Below are 20458 nucleotides of genomic sequence, written 5' to 3'. Positions count from 1 at the left end.
TCCGGCCGCGCCGGAGCGGCAGTTCGCGACCCCTGGGTGCGACGCTGCGGGAGGGAGCGCCGGGTCAGCCGCGCGCGCGACGGGAGCCCAGGCCCCGGCTCGTGCCGGAGTTGACCAGGTCACCCATACGCATCGGGCCGCCGGAGCGGCGCTCGCCGCCGCGTCCCGACGCCTGCTTGGCTGCGGAGCGCTCACCGGAGCGGTGTCCGCCCTCGGAGGCGGCGTCGCGCCCGCGGGAGCCGTGCGAACCACCGGCGCTCTGGACCCCGTGCGACTGGCCGCCCTGACCGCGCGACTGGCCGCCCTGGCCGCCGCGGCGACGACCCTGGCCCTCACGCTGCTGGCCGTCACGCTGCTGGCCGTCACGCGCCTGGCCGTTCTCGACTGCCGCTCCACGGCCGCGTCCGCCGCGACGTCGTCCGCCACCGGCGGTCTCCCCGCCGGGCGTCGTCGCGTCGCCGCTCTGTCCGCGGGAGCTCTGTCCGCGGGAGCTCTGGCCACCCGAGCGTCCAGCGCCCGACCGTCCAGCGCCCGCGCGCCCGCCGCCGGAGCGTCCGGCGCCCGAGCGCCCGCCGCCGGCCTGGCCGCCGGCCGCTGCTGCCGGGGCGGACGACGGCGCGACGCGCTCGGCCGGCTCGCCGACGAGCTCGGTCACCGCGGCCGACGCCGCGGAGACGCGCTGCGGGGTCACCGTGATGGCCGCGTGGCGCAGGAGGGTCTTCACATCGCCGGCCTGCTCGGAGAGCATCACGGTGACGACGTCGCCGGCGCTGCCTGCGCGGGCGGTGCGGCCGGAGCGGTGCAGGTACGCCTTGTGCTCCGCCGGCGGGTCCACGTGCACGACGAGCTCGACGTCGTCCACGTGCACGCCGCGCGCGGCCACGTCGGTCGCGACGAGCACGCGCACCTCGCCCGAGCCGAACGCGGCCAGGTTGCGGTCGCGTGCGGGCTGGGAGAGGTTGCCGTGCAGATCCACAGCCGGGATGCCCGACGACGTGAGCTGCTTGGCGAGCCGCTTCGCCTGGTGCTTGGTGCGCGTGAAGAGGATGCGGCGGCCGCGGCCCGAGGCGAGCGCGGTCACGAGGTCCTTCTTCGCGTCGGGGTCCGGAACCTCGAAGACGTGGTGGGTCATCGCCTCGACCGGGCTGGTCGCGTCGTCGACGGAGTGCATCGCTTCGTTGCGCAGGAACCGCTTGACGAGCTTGTCCACACCGTTGTCGAGCGTGGCGGAGAAGAGCAGGCGCTGGCCGCCGGCCGGGGTCTTGTCGAGGATGCGCGTGACGACGGGGAGGAAACCCAGGTCGGCCATGTGGTCGGCCTCGTCGAGCACGGTGATCTCGACCCGGTCGAGGGACACCTCACCCTGCTTCATGAGGTCGTCGAGGCGGCCAGGGCAGGCGACGACGATGTCGACGCCGGCGCGCAGTGCGGCAACCTGACGGCTCTGCGAGACACCGCCGAAGATCGTGGTGATGGCGAGCCCGGCCGAGTCGGCGAGCGGCTTGAGCGTGGCGGCGATCTGGGTGGCGAGCTCACGGGTCGGAGCGAGCACCAGGCCGCGCGGACGGCTGCTGCGGCCGCGCGGCGAGGCGCCGTCGGCGAGCCGGGCGACGAGCGGGAGGCTGAACGCGATGGTCTTGCCGGAGCCGGTCTTGCCGCGTCCGAGCACGTCGCGGCCCGACAGCGTGTCGGGGAGGGTGTCGGCCTGGATGGGGAACGGCTCGGTCTTGCCGTCGGCCGCGAGGGCCGCGACAAGGGGAGCGGGCACGCCGAGGTCGGCGAAAGTCGTGGTGGTCACTGGTGCCTTTCAGGCATCGGGTCCCGGCGCGACGGGTTTCGGTCGCACGGGACGGAACTGGCGAAGGTGCGGGTCGCACGTTTCGTTCGCCGTGAGAATGTGGCGTGAGCGGGGCGGGGCCCGTCGCTCGCGCGGTGCGTTCTACGACGCAGGAGCCTTCGGATGGTTCGCAGTCCTCCCATACTAGCGTGCTCGCCTGTGAGCGCCGTCCGGGTTGGAGGTCGTAGACTTTCGGCCCGGAAACGAGAGGCGGTCATCGGGTGCACGAATCGGAGCTCGATCGCGAGCGGGCGGTCGTCGAGGGCCTGTACGAGCGCCTGGACGCCCTGCGGGCCGAGACCGCCGACAGTCTGACCAGAGTCCGCCGTGAGTCGGTGGGCGGCAACCATCAGGCGCGCAGCGAGCGCGACGCGTTCGCACGGCTCTATGAGGATCAGCTCACCCAGCTCCGCGAGGTCGACGCCCGTCTCGTCTTCGGCCGCCTCCTGCTCGAGGAGCCGGCCGACGGCTCGGCCCACCGGTACATCGGCCGCATCGGCCTGCGCGACGAGGAGCAGCGCTCACTCCTGGTCGACTGGCGGGCGCAGCAGGCGAGCGCCTTCTACCAGGCGACCGCGAGCGAGCGGATGGGCGTCCGGGCCCGCCGTCATCTCACGATGAGCGGCCGCCAGGTCGTCCGGATCGATGACGAGGTCTTCGACGAGTCCCTGCTGGCCGGCGATCGGTCGGCGGGGGAGACGGTGCAGGGTGAGGGTGCCCTGCTCGCCGCGCTGACCGCGCAGCGGACCGGCCGGATGAGCGACATCGTGGCGACGATCCAGGCCGAGCAGGATCGCATCATCCGCTCCGATCTCCGCGGAGCCCTGGTCGTGCAGGGCGGTCCCGGTACGGGCAAGACGGCCGTCGCGTTGCACCGCGCCGCGTATCTGCTCTACGCCAACCGGCAGCGGCTCGGCTCCTCCGGCGTGCTCGTCGTCGGTCCCTCCACGGCGTTCCTGCGCTACATCGAGGCGGTGCTGCCCTCGCTCGGCGAGACCGGGGTCGTGCTCCAGACGCTCGGCGAGCTGTTCCCGGGGGTGGAGGCCACGGCCGATGACGGTGCGGAAACCGCGCGCCTGAAGGGTTCCGCCCAGATGGCCCGCCTGCTCTCGCGTGCCGTGCGCTCCCGCCAGAAGGCCCCGGCAGAGGAGCAGACCGTCGTCGTCGACAACGAGCGGCTCGTCGTGCAACCGGACCTCATCCAGCGCGCCATCGCGAAGGCGCAGCGCTCGGGCAAGCCGCACAACGTCGCCCGCGTCACCTTCGTCAAGCACGCGCTCGCCGAGCTGACCGATCAGCTCGCCGCCCAGCTGCGCGCATCCGGTTCGACCATCGACGACGCCGACCTGAAGGTCCTGCGGGAGGACCTCCGCACCTCATACGATGTGCGGGTCCTCCTGAACACGGCCTGGCTGCCGCTCACCCCGCAGAAGCTGCTGCAGGACCTGTATGCGCGTCCCGTGTGGCTCGGCGAGCTGACGCCGCGTTGGTCGGAGGCGCAGCGTGCGGCGCTGCTGCGCGACCGATCCGCCGCGTTCACGGTCTCCGACGTGCCGCTGCTCGACGAGGCCGCCGAGCTGCTCGGCGACTTCCCCGGAAAGCCGGATCCCGCCGCCCGAGAGCGCGGCCGGCAGCGCAAGCGCGACCTCGAGAACGCCCGGGCCGCCATCCGCAACATGGGGGTGGAGGGTCTGGTCAGTGCCGAGCAGCTCGCCGACGGCTTCGCCGAGCAGGTCGACCGCGGCACCACGGCCGAGCGCGCCTCCGCAGACCGCACGTGGACCTACGGCCACGTGGTGGTCGACGAGGCGCAGGAGCTCTCGCCGATGCAGTGGCGCGTGCTGCTGCGGCGCTGTCCGATGAAGTCGTTCACCATCGTGGGCGACATCGCCCAGGTGTCGTCGCCCGCGGGGGCGTCCAGCTGGGCCGGTGCGCTCCAGCCGTACTTCAAGGACGCCTGGCGGCTGGAGGAGCTCACGGTCAACTACCGGACGCCCGCGCAGATCGCCGAGGAGGCGGAACGTCTGGCCCGGGCCGCCGGACTCCCGATCACGCCGACGCGCTCCGTGCGCGAGGGCGACTGGCCTATCCGGCGGGTGTCCGCCGGCGGATCGCCGCTGTCGGAGGCGGTGGTCGCCGCGGTCGAGCACGACCGGGGGATCGACGCCCAGGGCTCGCTCGCGGTGATCGCGCCTCCGCACGAGGTGGAGGCCGTGGCCGCCGCGGTCGCGGAGCGCTTCGGGGACGATGCGGGTCGTGGCGCGGCCGGTCTGACGCGCCCGATCGCGGTCCTCAGCGGGTACGAGGCGAAGGGCCTGGAGTTCGACGCCGTCGTCCTCGCCGACCCCGACTCCCTCGCGGGCGACTCGGCGCTCGGCGCGGCCACGCTGTACGTCGCGATGACGCGCCCGACCCAGCGGCTCACCCTGGTCACGCACTGACGTCGGGCGTGCTCGCGCCGGTTGCACGCAGGTCCCGTCCGCCGCTACGCGTACGTCCCGGCGTACCGCTCGCCCACGGGCACCTCGACCGCGAGCGTGTTGCCGGCCTGCGCCAGCGGGCACGCCCAGGCCGGGTCGTAGGCGCACGACGGGTTGTAGGCGAAGTTGAAGTCGAGTACGACGGTCGCCTCGTCCTCGTCGGCGTTGAGACCGAGGTCCGCGCCCTTGATGGTGTCGATGAGGTAGCGGCCCCCGCCGTAGGTGCCGCCCGGCCGGCCGGCGAGCGCGTCCTTGACCGGCACGAAGATGCCGCCGCCGTACGACGAGAGACGCCAGACGTCGAGGGTTCCGGAGAGGGGGACCCGCACCGTCCCGAGCAGCTCGAACGGCACGACGCCGTCCGTCCCGGTCTCCACGTCCATCCGACGCGGTTCGGACGGCGCGTGGATCGGCAGCTCGAAGCGCCACTCGGGGTCGTACGAGGTCACCGGCAGCCCCGTGAAGCGGGCGCGGTCCTCCGGGAGCAGCGGAGACGCGGGGTGGGACGAGAACAGCTCGTCCCGGCACGAGATCCAGTGCGCGTGGGCGGCGGCGGCATCGGATGCGGCCATCCTGCGCACCGAGGCGTAGAGGGCGAACACCCGTCGCCGCCAGTCCGCCGTCTGCAGGGCGGTCACGGCGGGGGATGCAGCCCGCGGTTCCCCGGCGCTCTCGACGGTGCTCATGGTGTCTCCTCCCGGCCGGCGGCGCTCGGCCATTCCGTCACGGTACCGTCCGGCTGCGCTGTCGGCGTGGAGGGGAGGGTCGCGTCGTCGAGGGCGGCGCGCTCCGGATCGAGCTCGGGATCGTAGGCCCACGTCGGCGCGAGGGCGCGGAGCCGGTGGCCGCGCCACTGCCAGAACGCCCACAGCGTGTACCAGGCGACGGGGGTGAGCACTCCCGCGCGGACGATCAGCCGATCTCGGTAGAGGGTCCGGAGGCGGCCGTCGGGGCCGGGCCCGGCCGGGTCGGGTGCGATGGCCATGCGATGGTCGAGGCGGGGCAGGGCGGACAGCACGCCACCGGTTCCTCCGCCGCTGTCGCGCAGGATGCGCGTCTCGCGCTCCCGGTTGTCGGACGAGCGCAGAGTGTCGAGCCGGATCGCCTGGGTCCCGACCGTGATCGCGCCCAGCGCGCGCACGCGCACGCGGTGCTCGCCTCCGCCCCACACCGTCGGGAAGGCGTCCGGGCCGTCGGGCCGGAAGTCCAGCCACGGGAGCGCCACTTCGCGGAACGCGGTCGGACTCTGCAGGGCACGCCAGGCCGCGTCGGGGTCGCAATCCAGGATGAGCTTCAGCAGCACGCGCATCTTCCCAGTCTCGTCCCGGCGCCGGGGCCGGCGCGCAGGTTCACGGCCCTTTCCCACGACCCTCCCCGGCATGGCGTCAGGTGGCGTCCCAGCAGTGTCGCCGGTATGCGCTACAACGGGAGCATGGCGATCCGGTACTGGCTCGGCGTGGTCCAGCGAGACCACGTGCTCCGCGGCGTCGCGGGCGGGTTCGCACAGGTCAACCACGGCGCGCGGGCGCCGCTGGAACGGATGGGCCCGGCCGACGGGTTCGTGTACTACTCGCCCAAGACCGCGTACCCGGACGGCGAGCCGCTCAAGGAGTTCACCGCGGTCGGCCGCGTGGCGGAGGGCGAGCCGTTCCAGGTCACGCAGGGGCAGATGATGCGCGGACCGGCGGTTGACTTCCTCCCCTGGCGCCGCCGGGTCGAGTGGGACCACGACGCCGTCGCCACGCCGATCCGCCCGATGCTCCCGGCACTCGACTTCACCAGGGAGACCCGGGACTGGGGCTATCAGCTGCGGCGCGGGGTGATCGAGATCTCCCGGCACGACTTCGAGCTCATCCGTCGCCAGATGCGCCCGTCACCGGGCGAAACACGTCCGGCGGGCTCACGAGCGCGCACTACGATGGCCCGGTGACCGACCGCTCCGTCCCCTCCGCACCGACCGTTCCCGACGCGCACCGCCAGGCCAAATACCAGGTGCGGTTCGACTGGGCCGCGGAGGGCGCCCGTTCCGTGGCAGCGGACGCGGACGTCGTCGTCTGGGTCGACGCGCTCGGGGACGGGACGATCGTCCCGTCGGCCCCCGCCATCGCCGACCTCCCCGGAACCGGCGCCGTCATCGCCGCAGGCCTCACCAACCCTGCCGCCGTCGCCGCGTGGGCACTCGCCGAACAGGTGCGGCTCGGCCGTCGCGCCCTGATCTCGATCATCGCCGCCGGAGGGTCGACCCCCGCGGGCGCCACGCGTTTCGCGGTGGAGGACCTCCTCGCCGCGGGCGCCGTCGTGGATGCGCTCGCCTCCCTCGGCATCGACTACAGCTCGCCGGAGGCGGCCGCCGCCTGCGCCGCCTTCACCGGGCTGCGCGGAGCCGTCGCGCACCTCCTCACCGCCTCGGTGTCGGGCCAGGAACTCGTCGCGACCGGGATCGCCCCGGCCGAGGTCGCGCCGGCCGGGCGCGTCGGGACGGTCGACGAGGTCGTCGTCCTGCGACCCGCCGGGTGAGCGCTCTGCGGCCATCGCCGACTGCCGGGTCGCTCGCGGCGGAGGGGAGTACCCTCCCGGAATGATCGGGCCGCGCCGTGCGTTCCGCCCTGCAGGAGGTCAACCATGAAAGCAGTCCTGAACGACACCGTCATCGCCGAGGCTCCCGAAGAGGAGCTCATCCGCATCGAGGGCAACTGGTACTTCCCACCCGCGAGCGTCAACGCCGAGTACCTCGTCGAGAGCCCGACCCCGTACACCTGCCCGTGGAAGGGCGAGTGCCAGTACTACTCCGTGAAGGACGGCGACTCCCTCCTGCAGGACCGCGCCTGGTCGTATCCGACGCCCTACCCGAGCGCGTTCGACCGGGTCGGCAAGGACTTCAGCGGCTACGTGGCGTTCTGGAAGGACGTACAGGTCGTCGAGTGACCGGCGTGCCGAGCCGGGACGGGTGGACGACGGCGTGAGTGCCGCGGGCAGCGCACGAGCCGGAGTGACGGCCGCTCTCGCGGTCGCCGCCCTGGCGGCGCTCAGCGCGTGCTCGCCCGAGCCGCCCGCGCCCACGTCGGCTCGCACCGCGTCGCCATCCGCGGAGCCGCGCCCCACCGGCACCTCCGCCGCCGTGGCCGCCGTCCCCCTGCAGCCCGCGCGCGACGCGACGGTGCTCGAGACCGGGCTCGACGCCCCCTGGTCGGTGGTGCCGCTCCCCAGCGGTTCCGCCCTCCTCAGCGAGCGCGACTCGGGGCGCGTGCGGGAGCGGCTCCCGCAGGGCGGCCTGCGCGACGTCGGGACCGTACCGGGGGTCGTGCACGCGGGCGAGGGCGGTCTGCTCGGCCTCGCCGTGCCCGCCGGATCGGCCCCGACGCACCTGTACGCCTACGCGACCACGGCGGACGACAACCGGGTGGTGCGGATGCCGCTGGTCGGTGTGCCCGGCAGCTACAGCATCGGCGCAGCGGAGACCGTGATCTCCGGCCTCCCCAAGGCCGCCAACCACGACGGCGGCCGGATCGCGTTCGGTCCCGACGGGATGCTCTACCTCACGGTCGGCGACGCGGGCGTCCCGGATCGCGCGCAGGACCTCACATCGCTCGGCGGCAAGATCCTCCGTCTGACGCCCGAGGGACAGGTCCCGGCGGGCAACCCGTTCCCCGGTTCGCCGGTGTGGAGCTCCGGCCACCGGAACCCGCAGGGCATCGGCTGGGACTCGCGCGGGACGATGTGGGCGAGCGAGTTCGGGCAGAACACCTGGGACGAGCTGAACATCATCCGTCCGGGGGCGGACTACGGCTGGCCGATCGTCGAGGGGATCGGCGGCGATCCCGCATACACCGACCCGGTGCAGCAGTGGCGCACCTCGGAGGCGAGCCCGAGCGGCCTCGCCGTCGTGGGCGACACGATCTTCGTCGCCGGGCTGGGCGGCGAGCGGTTGTGGGCGGTGTGGTCCACCTCCGGGGGCGCGCCCGTCACCGCGGAGGCGTTCTTCGACGGAACGCACGGGAGGTTGCGCGACGTCGTGTCCCGCGACGACCGGCTCTGGGTGCTCACCAACAACACCGACGGGCGCGGGGATCCGCGGTCCGGTGACGACCGGCTGCTCGAGGTGGCGCTGACGCCCGCCGATCCCGCGCGGCTCCCGGGCTGACCCGCCCGTCGTGCGGCTGCGGTGCGCCGCGCGCAGGTAGTCTGGATGCCGAACCGCACGATTCGGGAGCAGAACCCTGAACATCATCCTCGGATACGATCCGTCCACCCTGCGCGAGCGCGTCGACTTGCGTGCCGCCGGCGACCGTCTGGACGAGCTCGGCAACCTGCGCAGCATGAGCGCGCTCAACGAGAAGACCGTCCTGCTCCGGCTCCTCGACCGTCTCGACGAGGCGCTGACCATCGGCACAGAAGCGGTGCGCCAGGCGCGCTTCACCGGCGACCGCGAACAGCTCATCGGTGCGCGCATCCGCCGGGCGCAGGTGCTGCAGTACCTGGGCAAGTTCGACGAGGCCGTCGTCGAGCTGAGCGACTGCGTGACCGAGGCGCGCGGGCGCGAATGGACCGCTCTGGAGGCCTTCGCCATCCAGAGCCGCGGCAAGGTCTACTTCGACATGAAGGATTACGACAACGCCCTGTCGGACATGACGGCGGCGGTCTTCCTGCGCGAGAAGCTCGGGGCCTCCCCCGCCGAGATCGAGGGCGCCCTGACGGCGGTCGCCGTCGTGCAGGCGCTCTCCGAGGAGCACCGCGACGAGCCGGGCGCCGACGCGGCGGAGTGACGCGCGTTTTCCTGCCGTCTCCGTCGGCACCCGGGCGTAGGATTCCTCGCATGTACGGACCCGCCGCCACCGCCCGCCGACGCCGGGTCGTGCCGCGGCGAAGGGCCCGGGACTGATGGCCGAGCTCGACCGCGTGCGGCGCTGGGCGGACGCTCTGATCGCCCTCCACCTCGATCCGGCGGTGTGGAGCTTCGACTTCGACAACGCGAAGACGCGGGCGGGGCTCTGCAACTACACGACGAAGAAGATCACCGTCTCCCGCTATCTGGCGACGCGCTACGAGGACGACGAGATCCACCAGGTGCTGCTGCACGAGGTCGCGCACGCGCTCGCCGGGTCGCGCGCCGGGCATGGCCCGCGCTGGCGCGCCATCGCCCTCGACCTCGGCTACGAGGGCGAGCGCCTGCACGGCGGCGCCATCGCCGACGAGCTGGCCCCGTGGATCGGGACGTGCCCCAACGGCCACATCCACTACCGGTACCGCAAACCCGCCCGCGCGCTGGCCTGCGGCGCGTGCAGCCGGCGATTCGACGCCGCGAACCTCATCGCGTGGCAGCATCGCGAGGTCACGCCGACGCAGCGGCGCACGGCCGCCGCGCAGGCACGGGAGGGCGCCGGGCGCTGACCGCCGACCCTCCGCTACACCGCTTCGGGCGCCAGCCGCTCGTCGAGCGACGCGCGCACGGCGGGCCACTCCTCGCGGAGGACCGAGTAGACGGCCGTGTCGCGCCAGGTGCCGTCGGCCCGCAGCTGCGTGTGTCGCAGGATGCCCTCGAACTGCGCTCCGAGCCGCAGGATCGCCGCGCGGGAGCGTTCGTTGAGCACGTCCGCCTGCAGTTTCACCCGCTCGAAACCGCTGTCGAAGGCGGCGCCGAGCAACAGCCGCTTGGTCTCGGCGTTGACGCGGGTGCCCCACACCTCGGGGGCGTACGCGGTCCAGCCGATGTGGGCGGACCGGTTCGCGAGGTCGAAGTCGCCCAGCGTGGTGGTCCCGACGATGCGGCCGTCGTCGCGCAGCGTGACCGCGGTGACGTTGCCGGTCTCCCAGGCGAGGTATCCGAGCAGGAACTCGCGCCACTCCTCGTAGGTGTCGCGGTACGCGGCGGGACCGCCTCCCCACCCGCCGGCGAAGACCTCGGGGTGCCCGATGGCGTCGAAGAGGTCCGGGAGGTCGCCGAGCGCGAGCGGGCGGAGCCGGACGGTACTTCCCTCGAGCACGGCGGCGGGATCGGGGCGCGTGGCGGTCATCGGCCCAGTATCGCAGTCGGGGCGGTGCGATAGGGTGCTGGAGGTCTCCGCCGGCTCGCGAGGCCGGGAGTCGATCTCCTAACCGAATATATTGGTTACATGGCGACCGACTCGATCCTCCCCCGCGGCACCGGACAGTGGATGGAGGATCCCGACGGACCGCGCTGGTGGTTCGACTCCGGATCGCTCGCGCTCGACTTCGCGTACACCGGCGGCCTCGACCGCCCCGAAGAGTCGCAGCCGGTCGCCGACCCTGCCGCCCTCAACGAATGGCTCGTCGAGCGCTTCCCCGAGGTGGCGCCCACGGCGGCGGATCGCGAGTTCCGCGACGCGACCGCCCTCCGTGCCGCCATCGGCCGGCTCGCGCGCCAGGCCAGCACCGGCGCCACGTTCTCGCCCGACGACGTCGACGTCGTCAACCTCTTCGCCGCCACGCCGGACATCCCGCCGGTGCTCCCCGGCGGTGGTCGCCAGGCGGGCCGGACCAACGCCCGGCCGCACCAGGCACTCGGGACGGTCGCCCGCGACGCCGTCCGCCTCTTCGGACCGCAGGCCGAGGGGCGGATCCGCGAATGCTCCGCCGACGACTGCGACCTGGTCTACCTCGACACCTCCCGCAGCGGGAACCGTCGCTGGTGTTCGATGCAGCGTTGCGGCAACCGGGCGAAGGTGCGCGCCCATCGCGCCAGGGCGGGAGCGCGCGCGGCGCAGTAGGGCGCGGCGGCTTCGCGCCGAGCACGGGCCGGCACGCCACAATAGGGGGATGGCACGCACTGTCGACCTCAACAGCGATCTGGGCGAGTCGTTCGGCGCCTGGACGATGGGCGACGACGACGCCCTGCTCGGCGTCGTCACGAGCGCGAACGTGGCGTGCGGCTTCCACGCGGGCGATGCCGTGACCATGCTCGCGACCTGCCGGACCGCAGCGGCGCGCGGAGTCGTCGTCGGGGCTCACGTGTCGTACCGCGATCTCGCCGGATTCGGCCGGCGTGCGATGGACCTGCCGCCTGCGGAGCTGCAGGCGGAGACCCTCTATCAGCTCTCCGCACTGGCCGGCATCGCGCACGTCGCCGGTGCGCGCCTCGGCTATGTCAAGCCGCACGGCGCCCTCTACAACCGCATCGTGACCGACGCCGCTCAGGCGCGGGCGATCGCGCAGGCCGTCGCCGCTTTCGACCCATCGCTCGCGCTCCTCGGCCTCGCCTCCTCCGCGATCGAGCGGGAGGCGGGGGAGGCCGGGCTGAGGTTCGTGCGCGAGGCGTTCGTCGACCGCGCGTATCGGGCCGACGGCACCCTGGTCCCGCGCGGGCAGCCGGGCGCCGTGCTGCACGGCGACGCGGGTATCGCCGAGCGCGCCCTCCGGCTCGCCACCGACGGTCGCGTCGTGGCGGCCGACGGCACCGACATCCCCGTCGCCGTGGACTCGCTCTGCGTGCACGGCGACTCCCCGGGGGCGGTCGCGATGGCCCGCGCGGTGCGACGCAGGCTCGACGAGGCCGGGGTCGCGGTGGAGGCGTTCGTGTGAGCCTGCGCATCCTCTCGTCGGGCGAGCGTGCTCTGCTCGCCGAGGTCGACACCCTCGACGAGGTGCTCGCGCTCTTCGGCGCGCTCGACGCGGACCGGCCGCCCGGTCTCGTCGACCTGGTGCCGGCGGCTCGCACGGTCGGCGTGGTCGTCGACCCGCGCATCCTCCCGTTGAGCGTCGCCCGTGCTTGGATCGAGCACGCCCGGCCGCGCCGCGCCATCGTGGACCGGGAGGCCGTCGTCGAGATCCCGGTGCGCTACGACGGCCCCGACTTGGCGGAGGTGGCGGCGCTCCTGTCCGTCACCCCGGCCGAGGTGATCCACCTCCATGTCTCCTCGGTCTGGCGGGTCGCGTTCGGAGGCTTCGCGCCCGGGTTCGGCTACCTGGTGACCGACCACGATCGGCTCCGCGTGCCGCGTCGCTCGACCCCGCGCACCGCCGTGCCCGCCGGCTCGGTCGGCCTCGCGGACGACTTCAGCGGCGTCTACCCCCGGTCGAGCCCGGGAGGCTGGCAGCTGATCGGCACGACTGACGCGGTGCTCTGGGATTCGGAGGCCGACCCGCCCGCGCTGCTGCGCCCGGGGACGACCGTGCGATTCCGGGAGGCGCCGTGAGCCTGCGCATCCTGGAGCCCGGCGCGCTGGCGCTCGTGCAGGACCTCGGCCGCCCGGGTTGGGCGTCGCTCGGCGTCAGTCCTTCGGGTGCGCTGGACCGCGCGGCGCTCCGCCTCGGCAACCGCCTGCTGGGCGATGACGAGGGTGCGGCCGGGCTGGAGCTGCTGCTCGGCGGGTTCTCCGCACGCTTCGAGACGGAGACCTGGTTCGCCGTGACCGGGGCGGACGGTCAGCTCGAGCTCGACGGCCGATCGGTGGACCCGCACCTCGCCGTGCGCGCCCCGGCGGGCGCGACGCTGCGCATCGGGCCGCCCCGCCACGGGATGCGTCACTACCTCGCGGTACGGGGAGGGGTCGACGCGCATCCGGTGCTGGGGTCGCGATCGCGCGACACGCTCGCCGCACTCGGTCCGGAACCGCTCCGCGCCGGGGATGTCCTCCCGTTCGGCGCCACGCGGGGCGCCGTCCCGGCGCTCGACTTCGTGCCGCTGTCCGCGCCGACCGCCGGCCCGATCGAGCTGCGTGCCCATCGCGGTCCCCGCTCCGACTGGTTCATCGCCGCAGCCGTCGACGCCTTCCACGACACGCAGTGGATCCTGAGCGCCGAGAGCAGCCGCGTGGGGGCCCGCCTCGATCCGCCGGCCGCCGGTCGCCACTCCGCGCCGCTCCTCGAGCGCCGGATCGCCGCCGAGCTCCCGAGCGAGCCGATGGTGGCCGGGTCGGTGCAGGTGTCGCCCGACGGCCGCCCCACCGTGCTGCTCGCCGACCACCCCGTCACCGGCGGCTACCCCGTCATCGCGGTCGTGGCGGACGCCTCCCTCGACCTCCTGGCCCAGGCGCGCCCCGGCCAGCCCGTGACCTTCCGCCGCGCCTGATCTCCGTCCGTTCTGCCCACCTCGTTCTGCCCCATCTCGGGGTCGCGAACCGCCGGAATACGGCCGGCGAAGCGGCAGTATGCGACCCCTCTGCCGACGCGACCGAGGGGGTCGCGTTCAGTCGCGCCGGTTGCCCGTCTGGAAGATGCTCCGTGCGGGAGGCGGGGACGGCACGCTCGTCGCGTCCGTCACGATGGGCGCGTTCGCGGCGAAGGCCCGCAGCTCGTCCCCGGCCACCGCCTTGGCCGGATGCGGTCCGCTCGCCAGCAGCCGCGGCAGCCACTCCATCGGCAGGGGCGAATTCGATCCCACCAGGACCACGTTGCCGAATCGGCGCCCCTTCAGCACCTGCGTCTCCGCCAGCGCAGCGACGTTCCCGACCGCGGCGCCCAGCGTCGAGACCTGGCTGCGCGCGAACGCGAGGGGCGGCCCGTCGGCGACGTTGACCAGCACGATCCCGTCCGGCTTCAACAGCGAGACCGCCGACCGGTAGAACTCGATGCTCGTCACGTGCGCGGGAGTCCGCGCCCCGCTGAAGATGTCGATCACGAGGAGGTCGACTGCTCCGCGCAATCCGGCCGGCAGCTTGCCCACGACCTCCCGGGCGTCCCCGTGCCGCACCCGGATCTGCGCGTACCGCGGCAGCGGCAGCTCGTTCCGCACCAGCTCGACGAGCCGGCTCTCCAGCTCGACGACCTGCTGGCGCGACCCGGGCCGCGTGTACGCGACGTAGCGCGGCAGCGTCAGGGCTCCCGCACCGAGGTGTACGGCGGTGATCGGCTCACCCGGCTCGCCGATCAGGTCGATCACGTTGCCCATCCGCTGCACGTACTCGAAGAACAGTTGCGACGGGTCATCGAGGTTCACGTGCGACTGCGGCGTCCCGTCCACCACGAGCTGGTATGCCCCGGGCACGAACCGGTCCGGCTCCACGCGCGCGGTGTATCCGCTCTCCGACAGGACGACCGACGGGTTCTCAGGCACGAGGTCCAGCGTAGCCGGGTCACCACCGAGCAGCGTTCGCCTTCTCGACGTCGGCGAAGGCCTCGGCGGCTGAGGAGACGTGTTCGGAGGCGCGGGCGAGGAGTGCGGTGGCAGCATCGAGTCGCTTGGTCCACTCGCCGTGCGCCGATTCGAAAGCATCTGACGCGTCGCCCGACCACTGGCCGCGCAGTGCGGCGACCTGATCTTCGAGAGTGGCATGTATTCGACTGGCCTCCTGAGTGGCGGCACCGAGTCGCGCGACCAGTGCTTGAATGATATTAATATCAATCAACATTGATTTAGTCATGCTCAATCATTGCATGTGGAATTTTTGTGGGGAATATGATGCAGTCGATCGGTGTGGCAGAGGGGGCGATGCACGACGGAGCGGTCGCAGCAAAGCAGGCTCGTGACGATATCGGCGCGCTCGTCGCCCGGTTGCGGACTGATGTCGACGAGTCCCATGCCAGTTGGGCGGCCAGCTCCGGGGACGCCGTGCGAGCCCTCGTCGACGAGTGGATGGCGGAGATGAATTCGCTCGCAGGCGGGCTCGATGCCCTTGCATCCTCTCTGCTGGGCGCTGAACGTGACCAGATCGCCACCGAAGGCGGTGCCACACGAGGCATCGCCGGGCTGCAGAAGCTGATGGGTGCATTCTGAGGTGGCGGCCGTGATCGATGTCGACGTCGAGGCGTTGCGATCGCTCGCGATTGATCTGGAGAGCCTGCGCGGCGAGGTCGTTCCTGTGACTTATCCCGCATCGTTCGTTGGCCCACGCGGCGCGAAGGCGCTCCTGCGGCCGCAAGACTACCTCGACGCCTACTTCCGGGTCGCCCCGGACGCGTCTGGTCTGAATCTCTTCCTCGGAAGCATCTCCGAGTTCGTCGCCGGTCAGGCCGCTGATCTGAAGGTTCATCTCGATCGGACGCAACTCGCCCTGGAGCAGGCTGCATCCGCAATGCGTGCAACCGCCTCCGCCTATGAATCCTCAGACGCCATCCAACGCGACGCAGCGGACGACATCCTCGTCGCTGTGTTCGGGGTGAAGTCTTCTGCTCGCCAGCGTAGCGGCGAGGGTTACCAGCAACAGTGTGTGCGAAGCCCGATGGCGCAAATGCTCCAGTCGCCGATGTGGCCCGACCCGTCAAGCCAACGGTCGCGAGTTGAGAAGATCGAGTTGAGAAGATCCTATCGATCCCGTACTTCAGCGTGTCGGGAATCCTCCATCAGGGGATCCAGCTGGTGTTCCACGAGGATCCGATCGCGATGCTGGCGAAAGTGTTCGGTGGGGATGCTTCGCAGGTGGGGAGCGCGTCGGTGTCCGCCGGTGCGATCGGATGGTACTTCGAGTCGGTCGCCGACCAACTGGCACGATCGGTCAAACTCTGCGCCGAGGTCTGGACGGGCGATGCGGCGGACGCAGCGTTCGATTATCTCGGACGCCTCGTGACAGCCACGCGGTCAGCGGGTTCGGCCGCGCGCACCCTCGAAGATCGGCTCGGCAAAGTGGCGCAAGCCGTGTACGGCTCGTGCGAGGAGCTCGAAGGGTGTTTCACGACCGTCGTGGACTGCATCGGCGCCGCAGTGGCGAGCACCGCGATCGGTGGCGCGACGGCCGAAACGGTCGTGGGTCCCGCGCTCGCCGCCTTCGTTGACGCGCTGCTTGTCGCCCGCGCATTCCAGGCGGCCAAGAAGGCGACCGAGCTCACTCAGGAGACCGTCGCGTCCGTCAGATATGCTGTTGACCTGATGCAGGCGATCGGTGCTTCCGGAGGCGTTCTCTCCTCCGTGCGGATCCCGTTGCCGGGCGACTCGTGATGCTGCTGGCGTCCTCGTGGCTGCCACGTCGGCGTATGCGGACGCTCGCGGCGGTGAGCCTGATGGTCCTCGCGCTTGGGGGGTGCAGTTCACCCAGTTCCGAACCGAGCCCCTCAACTCCCAGCGCGCGGTCGAGCGTGAGAATCGACTACGTCGCCGCAGAGGGTGGCCGGCGCAGGGTGACACTGGACATCGAGCCGGCACGATGCACGAGGAGTTCGACCGGCGTTCGCGTCGAAGCCGCCACCTCTGACCTGGATGCTGCCGTGAGAACGCAAGGAAGCCCGGCCGCACTCGACGGCCTCATTGCACGGTTCGACGATGCTGCATTCGTGACCATCGAATCGCTCACGTTGCGCGACGGCTCGATCGAGATGGACGGAGTATCCGGACAGATCAACGAGTGGGCGGACGGTAGCCCTGGTTCGGTGATCGCCGATGCCGCGACCGTCTCCGGACGGATCGTGTGCGCCGCGGGCACCCACCTCTAGGCCGCCGCCTCCACCCCGAAACCTCCACCCTCGTCTCCACCCCAGGGCGGTGCCGCCGCCGACCCGTGCGCGCGACGCTGGAGGGGTAGGTCGGAGGCTCCGGCCGGGGAGGTTGTCATGTCGGTTCAGATGCTCGGGAACGCGGTGCTCATCGTGCTGCTCATCGGCTGGGTGGGGTACAAGCAGCTGGTGTGGCGGCCGGTGGTGGTCGCGCGCATGTGGCGCGGGCCGGCGATCTTCGCCGTGGTGGGGGCGGTGATGCTGGTCCAGCAGGTGAAGCCGTCGGAGCTGAGCGCGCTCGACCTCGCGATCGTGGTGGGTGAGCTGCTCCTCTCGCTCGCGGCCGGGGCCTGGATGGGCGCGATCGCCCGGTTCCGTCCGCTCGCGCGGCCGATGGCGACCGGCAAGGACGGGCGCGACATCGCCGAGTACGAGTCGCGGACCGGCGTGCTCGGCCTGATTCTGTGGGTGGCCGTGATCGCGGTGCGTGTCGGGGTGGACGTGGTCGCCACGCAGGCGGGGTCGCATCTGGCGGCCTCGACCGGGATCATCCTGCTGGTGTTCGCGGCGAACCGGGCCGCACGCACGGCCGTCTTCGCGGCGCGGCTCGATCGTCACCGGGCGTTCGCAGCATGATGGTGCTGTGACATCCTCGATCTGGCCCGGCTGGCTGGCGTTCGCGTTGAATCTCGTGGGCGCCGGCTTCGTTGCGTACTCGATCGCCGGATCGCACGTGGCGGAGCGCCCGCCGTGGGTGCTCGTCGTGGGGATGATCGCGGTCGTGACGTGGGCGGCGCGCAGCCTGTGCGCGCTGCTGGGCGCGCGGCGGCTCGTCCTCGTGTTCGCGGTGGTCTCGGCCGCCACCGGATCCCTCGTGACACCGGCGACGGATGGGGTCGCCGTCGTGCCGGCGGCCATCGCGATCCTGGTGCTCGTCGGCGACATCCGGTGGCCGGCTGCTCTCGGGCTCGGCACGGCCTTCGTCAGCGTCGCCCTCATCGTGGCCGGCGCGCTGCCGTTCGACACCGCGGTCGCGGCGGTGCTGGGTGAGCTGGCCGGGATCCTGCTCGCCACCTTCGCCGGCCTCAGCCGCCGCCAGTTCCGCCGCTCGGAGGAGCAGTCCGCCCTGCTGCGCGACCGTGAGGCCGAGATGCGGGAGGAGGCGGCCAGGGTCGCTCTGGCGCGGGACCTCCACGACGTGCTCGCCCACAGCCTCGGCGGCCTGGTGGTGCAGCTGGACGCGGTCGACGCTCTCCTGGAAGCCGGGGACACCGAGGAGGCACGCCGCCGCGCCGTCGCCGCGCGCGGTCTCGCCGCCGATGGACTGGCCGACGCGCGGCGGGCGGTGGCGGCGCTCCGCGATCCGGAGTCCGCGACGACGGGAACGGTCGGAGAGGAGGCGCTCGCCGCATCGCTCGACGACCTGATCGGAGCCCACCGCGCGCTCGGCGCCACCGCCGACCTGACGGTGACCGGCCGTCCGTGCCCGCTCGCCGCCGCGCAGGCCGCCGCGCTCCAGCGTGCGCTGCAGGAGGCGCTGAGCAACGCCCGCAAGCACGCGCCCGGTCAGCCGGTGCGCGCAGACCTCGACTGGAAGGACGACCGCGTGACCCTTCGCGTCTGCAATCCGCTCCCCGCCGGCGCATCCGTCCCCGGAGAGCTCGCCCGCAGCGGCGGCGGACACGGACTGGAGGGGATGCGCGAGCGATTCGCCGCGCTGCCCCTCGGCGGTACCGCCACGGCCGGTGCGGACGGCGACCGGTTCGCCGTGACGGCGGAGGCGAGGCTCGCATGACCGCCCAGGAGCGCACCATCCGCGTGATCGTCGCCGACGACCAGGCGATCATCCGCGACGGGCTGGTGACCGTGCTCGGCCTGCTGCCCGACGTCGAGGTCGTGGGGGAGGCCGCGGACGGCGAGCAGGCGGTCGCGCTCGCCGTGTCGGCGCATCCCGACGTCGCGCTCATGGATCTGCGCATGCCCGGCGTCGACGGTGTCGCGGCGACGGCCCGGATCGCCCGCGACGCGCCGGAGACGGCGGTGCTCGTGCTCACGACGTACGCGGACGACGCGTCCATCCTCTCCGCCCTGCGCGCGGGCGCCCGCGGCTACCTCACCAAGGACGCCGGGCGGGTGGAGCTCGCGGCGGCGGTCCGCGCGGTCGCCAGCGGGCAGTCGACGTTCGCGCCGGAGGTCGGCGCCCGGATCGTCAGCTCCCTCACCACCGCCCCCGTCGTGGCGGGGACCGTTCCGACGGCGGCCGAGTCGCTGATCGCCCGGTTCCCGGCCCTCACCCGCCGGGAGGCGGAGGTCCTCGCGCTCGTCGGGGAGGGGCGGAGCAACCCCGAGATCGCCGCCGGGCTGTTCGTGAGCGTCGCGACGGTCAAGACCCACATCAACGCGATCTTCGCCAAGCTCGCCGTCCGCGACCGCGCGCAGGCGATCGCGCTCGTCCGGTCCTGAGCCGCGCGTCTACCGCGGGGTCGTGCCGCGGAGGAGGATGGGCGCATGGCGGACCGCGTGCTGGTGACGGGAGGCTCGGGATTCGTGGGCGCGCACTGCGTCGCGACGCTCCTCGAGGCGGGCTACGACGTCCGCGCGACGATCAGGACCCCGGCACGGGCGGCCGACGTCCGCTCGCAGCTGGGCGTCGCCGGCCTCGACGACCCGGGTGACCGCCTCGGCTTCGCCGTGGCCGACCTCACCGTCGACGACGGCTGGGCGCAGGCGGTCGACGGCTGCCGGTTCGTGCTCCACGTCGCCTCCCCGTTCCCGGCACGGCAGCCGAAGGACCCGGACGAGCTGATCGTCCCGGCGAGGGACGGGGCGCTGCGCGTGCTGCGGGCGGCGGCGGACGCCGGCGTCGAGCGGGTGGTGCAGACCTCCTCCTTCGCGGCGATCGGCTACGGCCACGCTCCGACGGCGCGCGCGTTCACGGAGAAGGACTGGACCGAGCTCGACAGCGGGCGGCCGGTCAGCGCCTACGTGCGATCGAAGACCATCGCCGAACGAGCGGCGTGGAGCTTCATCGACGAGCACCGGTCGGCGGGCGGGGCCATGCAGCTCGCGACCGTGAACCCGGTCGGGATCCTCGGCCCGGTGCTCGGACCCGACGTCTCGAGCTCGGTCGAGCTCATCCGGCTGGTATGCGACGGCCGGATCCCTCGTCTCCCGGACGTCTGGTTCGGGATCGTGGACGTGCGCGACGTCGCCGCGCTCCACCTCCTGGCGATGACGCGGCCGGAGGCCGCCGGCGAACGTTTCCTGGCCATCGCGGGGGAGGTGATGAGCGCCGCGCAGGTCGCGCGGTTCATCCGTGGCCGGCTGGGCGAGGATGCCGGAAGACGCGTCCCGACGAAGGTCATGCCCGCGTGGATGCTGCGCGCCGTCGCGCCGTTCAGCCGGACGGTCCGGGACGCCCTCCCGGAGGTCGGGGCGCAGCGGCGGGCCTCCGCAGAGAAGGCGCTGACGATGCTCGGCTGGGAGCCGCGCACGCGCGAGACGGCACTCGCCGCCACCGTCGACACCCTCCCGCTGCGGCGGTGACAACCGCGGAAACACGCGGATTCTGAGGGAATAGTGGCACTCCGCGCGGGGTTATACCGCACATCTGCACTCCCGGTCAAGAAAAGACTGGACACGGCGCGCCCTTTTGACATATAGTTGTTCTTTGCGCTCCCAGTCAGATCTTTCGCCTTCATATTGCGGTCGGCTTCGTCTTTCCCCGCGCACGCCTGGGCCCGATCCCTCGGGTCAGATACGGCGGCGCACCGCTGGGAGTCGCTGTTGAAAAACAGCTCGTCCTCACACCGACATCATCACT

The 20458-nt window shown here is 72.5% G+C and carries 24 protein-coding genes; 18 read left to right on the top strand and 6 right to left on the bottom strand.

Translation table 11 applies throughout. The features are described from left to right. Window positions 1-64: 64 nt before the first annotated feature. On the bottom strand, window positions 65-1798 hold the full coding sequence (locus IT072_RS16435; RefSeq protein WP_223357907.1) for a DEAD/DEAH box helicase: 1734 nt from the start codon (window positions 1796-1798) through the stop codon (window positions 65-67). 260 nt (window positions 1799-2058) lie between these two features. Between IT072_RS16435 and IT072_RS16430 the strand changes: the two genes are divergently transcribed. Further along, on the top strand, window positions 2059-4278 hold the full coding sequence (locus IT072_RS16430; RefSeq protein ID WP_223357906.1) for a HelD family protein: 2220 nt from the start codon (window positions 2059-2061) through the stop codon (window positions 4276-4278). Between the two features lie 44 nt (window positions 4279-4322). Here the strand turns inward: IT072_RS16430 and IT072_RS16425 are convergent, their stop codons facing one another. Together IT072_RS16425 and IT072_RS16420 are read right to left on the bottom strand one after the other, a co-directional pair. Further along, window positions 4323-5003 (bottom strand): DUF1684 domain-containing protein, encoded by a 681-nt coding sequence (locus IT072_RS16425; protein ID WP_223357905.1) that lies wholly within the window; start codon window positions 5001-5003, stop codon window positions 4323-4325. After that, the gene (locus IT072_RS16420; protein ID WP_223357904.1) at window positions 5000-5626 is read right to left on the bottom strand and encodes a hypothetical protein; all 627 of its coding nucleotides are present in this window, start codon (window positions 5624-5626) and stop codon (window positions 5000-5002) included. The genes IT072_RS16425 and IT072_RS16420 overlap by 4 nt, the downstream gene beginning before the upstream one ends. Before the next feature lie 123 nt (window positions 5627-5749). Between IT072_RS16420 and IT072_RS16415 the strand changes: the two genes are divergently transcribed. The 6 genes from IT072_RS16415 to IT072_RS16390 all read left to right on the top strand — a co-directional run bounded on the left by IT072_RS16415 (window position 5750) and on the right by IT072_RS16390 (window position 9705). After that, complete coding sequence (locus tag IT072_RS16415; RefSeq protein WP_223357903.1) at window positions 5750-6247, top strand: EVE domain-containing protein; 498 nt, start codon at window positions 5750-5752, stop codon at window positions 6245-6247. Next, window positions 6244-6834: a 2-phosphosulfolactate phosphatase gene (locus IT072_RS16410; protein ID WP_223357902.1), complete on the top strand. Its 591-nt coding sequence runs from the start codon at window positions 6244-6246 to the stop codon at window positions 6832-6834. Before IT072_RS16415 ends, IT072_RS16410 begins: the two co-directional genes overlap by 4 nt. 105 nt (window positions 6835-6939) lie before the next feature. Next, complete coding sequence (locus tag IT072_RS16405) at window positions 6940-7242, top strand: DUF427 domain-containing protein (protein ID WP_223357901.1); 303 nt, start codon at window positions 6940-6942, stop codon at window positions 7240-7242. A 64-nt stretch (window positions 7243-7306) separates the two neighbouring features. Continuing rightward, the gene (locus IT072_RS16400) at window positions 7307-8458 is read left to right on the top strand and encodes a PQQ-dependent sugar dehydrogenase (RefSeq protein ID WP_223357900.1); all 1152 of its coding nucleotides are present in this window, start codon (window positions 7307-7309) and stop codon (window positions 8456-8458) included. 175 nt (window positions 8459-8633) lie between these two features. Further along, on the top strand, window positions 8634-9080 hold the full coding sequence (locus IT072_RS16395; protein ID WP_223357899.1) for a hypothetical protein: 447 nt from the start codon (window positions 8634-8636) through the stop codon (window positions 9078-9080). A 115-nt stretch (window positions 9081-9195) separates the two neighbouring features. Continuing rightward, window positions 9196-9705: a SprT-like domain-containing protein gene (locus tag IT072_RS16390; protein WP_223357898.1), complete on the top strand. Its 510-nt coding sequence runs from the start codon at window positions 9196-9198 to the stop codon at window positions 9703-9705. A gap of 14 nt (window positions 9706-9719) precedes the next feature. On the opposite strand, the gene IT072_RS16385 is transcribed toward IT072_RS16390, so the two are convergent. After that, window positions 9720-10328, bottom strand: coding sequence for a GNAT family N-acetyltransferase (locus IT072_RS16385; RefSeq protein ID WP_223357897.1), 609 nt, complete (start codon window positions 10326-10328; stop codon window positions 9720-9722). A gap of 99 nt (window positions 10329-10427) precedes the next feature. Here IT072_RS16385 and IT072_RS16380 point away from each other — a divergent pair, with 99 nt between their 5' ends. The 4 genes from IT072_RS16380 to IT072_RS16365 are packed head-to-tail and all read left to right on the top strand — an operon-like array spanning window position 10428 to window position 13342. Continuing rightward, window positions 10428-11042, top strand: a complete 615-nt coding sequence (locus IT072_RS16380) for a CGNR zinc finger domain-containing protein (protein WP_223357896.1) — start codon at window positions 10428-10430, stop codon at window positions 11040-11042. Between the two features lie 49 nt (window positions 11043-11091). Next, a complete protein-coding gene (locus tag IT072_RS16375) occupies window positions 11092-11853 on the top strand; it encodes a LamB/YcsF family protein (protein ID WP_223357895.1) in 762 nt (253 codons plus the stop codon). Beyond that, window positions 11850-12467, top strand: a complete 618-nt coding sequence (gene pxpB, locus IT072_RS16370) for a 5-oxoprolinase subunit PxpB (RefSeq protein WP_223357894.1) — start codon at window positions 11850-11852, stop codon at window positions 12465-12467. The genes IT072_RS16375 and pxpB overlap by 4 nt, the downstream gene beginning before the upstream one ends. Continuing rightward, window positions 12464-13342: a biotin-dependent carboxyltransferase family protein gene (locus tag IT072_RS16365; protein WP_223357893.1), complete on the top strand. Its 879-nt coding sequence runs from the start codon at window positions 12464-12466 to the stop codon at window positions 13340-13342. Before pxpB ends, IT072_RS16365 begins: the two co-directional genes overlap by 4 nt. A gap of 117 nt (window positions 13343-13459) precedes the next feature. On the opposite strand, the gene IT072_RS16360 is transcribed toward IT072_RS16365, so the two are convergent. Together IT072_RS16360 and IT072_RS16355 are read right to left on the bottom strand one after the other, a co-directional pair. Next, entirely contained in the window at window positions 13460-14326 is an 867-nt protein-coding gene (locus tag IT072_RS16360) for a spermidine synthase (RefSeq protein ID WP_223357892.1), read from the bottom strand. Between the two features lie 19 nt (window positions 14327-14345). Further along, window positions 14346-14633 carry a WXG100 family type VII secretion target gene (locus IT072_RS16355; protein WP_223357891.1) on the bottom strand — a complete coding sequence of 96 codons (288 nt, stop codon included), beginning with the start codon at window positions 14631-14633 and terminating at the stop codon, window positions 14346-14348. A 35-nt stretch (window positions 14634-14668) separates the two neighbouring features. Here IT072_RS16355 and IT072_RS16350 point away from each other — a divergent pair, with 35 nt between their 5' ends. The 7 genes from IT072_RS16350 to IT072_RS16320 all read left to right on the top strand — a co-directional run bounded on the left by IT072_RS16350 (window position 14669) and on the right by IT072_RS16320 (window position 20181). Beyond that, the gene (locus tag IT072_RS16350) at window positions 14669-14986 is read left to right on the top strand and encodes a WXG100 family type VII secretion target (protein WP_223357890.1); all 318 of its coding nucleotides are present in this window, start codon (window positions 14669-14671) and stop codon (window positions 14984-14986) included. 657 nt (window positions 14987-15643) lie between these two features. Further along, window positions 15644-16144: a hypothetical protein gene (locus IT072_RS16345; protein ID WP_223357889.1), complete on the top strand. Its 501-nt coding sequence runs from the start codon at window positions 15644-15646 to the stop codon at window positions 16142-16144. Between the two features lie 179 nt (window positions 16145-16323). Beyond that, window positions 16324-16635 (top strand): hypothetical protein, encoded by a 312-nt coding sequence (locus tag IT072_RS16340; protein WP_223357888.1) that lies wholly within the window; start codon window positions 16324-16326, stop codon window positions 16633-16635. 117 nt (window positions 16636-16752) lie between these two features. Next, complete coding sequence (locus IT072_RS16335) at window positions 16753-17271, top strand: hypothetical protein (RefSeq protein WP_223357887.1); 519 nt, start codon at window positions 16753-16755, stop codon at window positions 17269-17271. A gap of 7 nt (window positions 17272-17278) precedes the next feature. Beyond that, window positions 17279-18430: a sensor histidine kinase gene (locus IT072_RS16330; RefSeq protein WP_223357886.1), complete on the top strand. Its 1152-nt coding sequence runs from the start codon at window positions 17279-17281 to the stop codon at window positions 18428-18430. Further along, window positions 18427-19098, top strand: coding sequence for a response regulator transcription factor (locus IT072_RS16325; RefSeq protein WP_223357885.1), 672 nt, complete (start codon window positions 18427-18429; stop codon window positions 19096-19098). The genes IT072_RS16330 and IT072_RS16325 overlap by 4 nt, the downstream gene beginning before the upstream one ends. Window positions 19099-19143: 45 nt before the next feature. Further along, window positions 19144-20181, top strand: a complete 1038-nt coding sequence (locus tag IT072_RS16320) for an SDR family oxidoreductase (protein WP_223357884.1) — start codon at window positions 19144-19146, stop codon at window positions 20179-20181. Window positions 20182-20458: the final 277 nt, after the last annotated feature.

The sequence above is a fragment of the Leifsonia sp. ZF2019 genome (assembly GCF_019924635.1).
Lineage (GTDB): Bacteria > Actinomycetota > Actinomycetes > Actinomycetales > Microbacteriaceae > Leifsonia.
This window is presented reverse-complemented; position numbering and strand designations above follow the sequence as displayed.

Bases quoted from the DNA above. Each gene is read 5' to 3' on its own strand.
- IT072_RS16320 (WP_223357884.1), top strand. From the start codon at position 19,144: ATGGCGGACCGCGTGCTGGTGACGGGAGGCTCGGGATTCGTGGGCGCG.
- IT072_RS16395 (WP_223357899.1), top strand. From the start codon at position 8,634: ATGAGCGCGCTCAACGAGAAGACCGTCCTGCTCCGGCTCCTCGACCGT.
- IT072_RS16325 (WP_223357885.1), top strand. From the start codon at position 18,427: ATGACCGCCCAGGAGCGCACCATCCGCGTGATCGTCGCCGACGACCAG.
- IT072_RS16415 (WP_223357903.1), top strand. From the start codon at position 5,750: ATGGCGATCCGGTACTGGCTCGGCGTGGTCCAGCGAGACCACGTGCTC.
- IT072_RS16425 (WP_223357905.1), bottom strand. From the start codon at position 5,003: ATGAGCACCGTCGAGAGCGCCGGGGAACCGCGGGCTGCATCCCCCGCC.
- IT072_RS16375 (WP_223357895.1), top strand. From the start codon at position 11,092: ATGGCACGCACTGTCGACCTCAACAGCGATCTGGGCGAGTCGTTCGGC.
- IT072_RS16380 (WP_223357896.1), top strand. From the start codon at position 10,428: ATGGCGACCGACTCGATCCTCCCCCGCGGCACCGGACAGTGGATGGAG.
- IT072_RS16390 (WP_223357898.1), top strand. From the start codon at position 9,196: ATGGCCGAGCTCGACCGCGTGCGGCGCTGGGCGGACGCTCTGATCGCC.
- IT072_RS16335 (WP_223357887.1), top strand. From the start codon at position 16,753: ATGTCGGTTCAGATGCTCGGGAACGCGGTGCTCATCGTGCTGCTCATC.
- IT072_RS16405 (WP_223357901.1), top strand. From the start codon at position 6,940: ATGAAAGCAGTCCTGAACGACACCGTCATCGCCGAGGCTCCCGAAGAG.
- IT072_RS16420 (WP_223357904.1), bottom strand. From the start codon at position 5,626: ATGCGCGTGCTGCTGAAGCTCATCCTGGATTGCGACCCCGACGCGGCC.
- IT072_RS16355 (WP_223357891.1), bottom strand. From the start codon at position 14,633: ATGACTAAATCAATGTTGATTGATATTAATATCATTCAAGCACTGGTC.
- IT072_RS16350 (WP_223357890.1), top strand. From the start codon at position 14,669: ATGATGCAGTCGATCGGTGTGGCAGAGGGGGCGATGCACGACGGAGCG.
- IT072_RS16385 (WP_223357897.1), bottom strand. From the start codon at position 10,328: ATGACCGCCACGCGCCCCGATCCCGCCGCCGTGCTCGAGGGAAGTACC.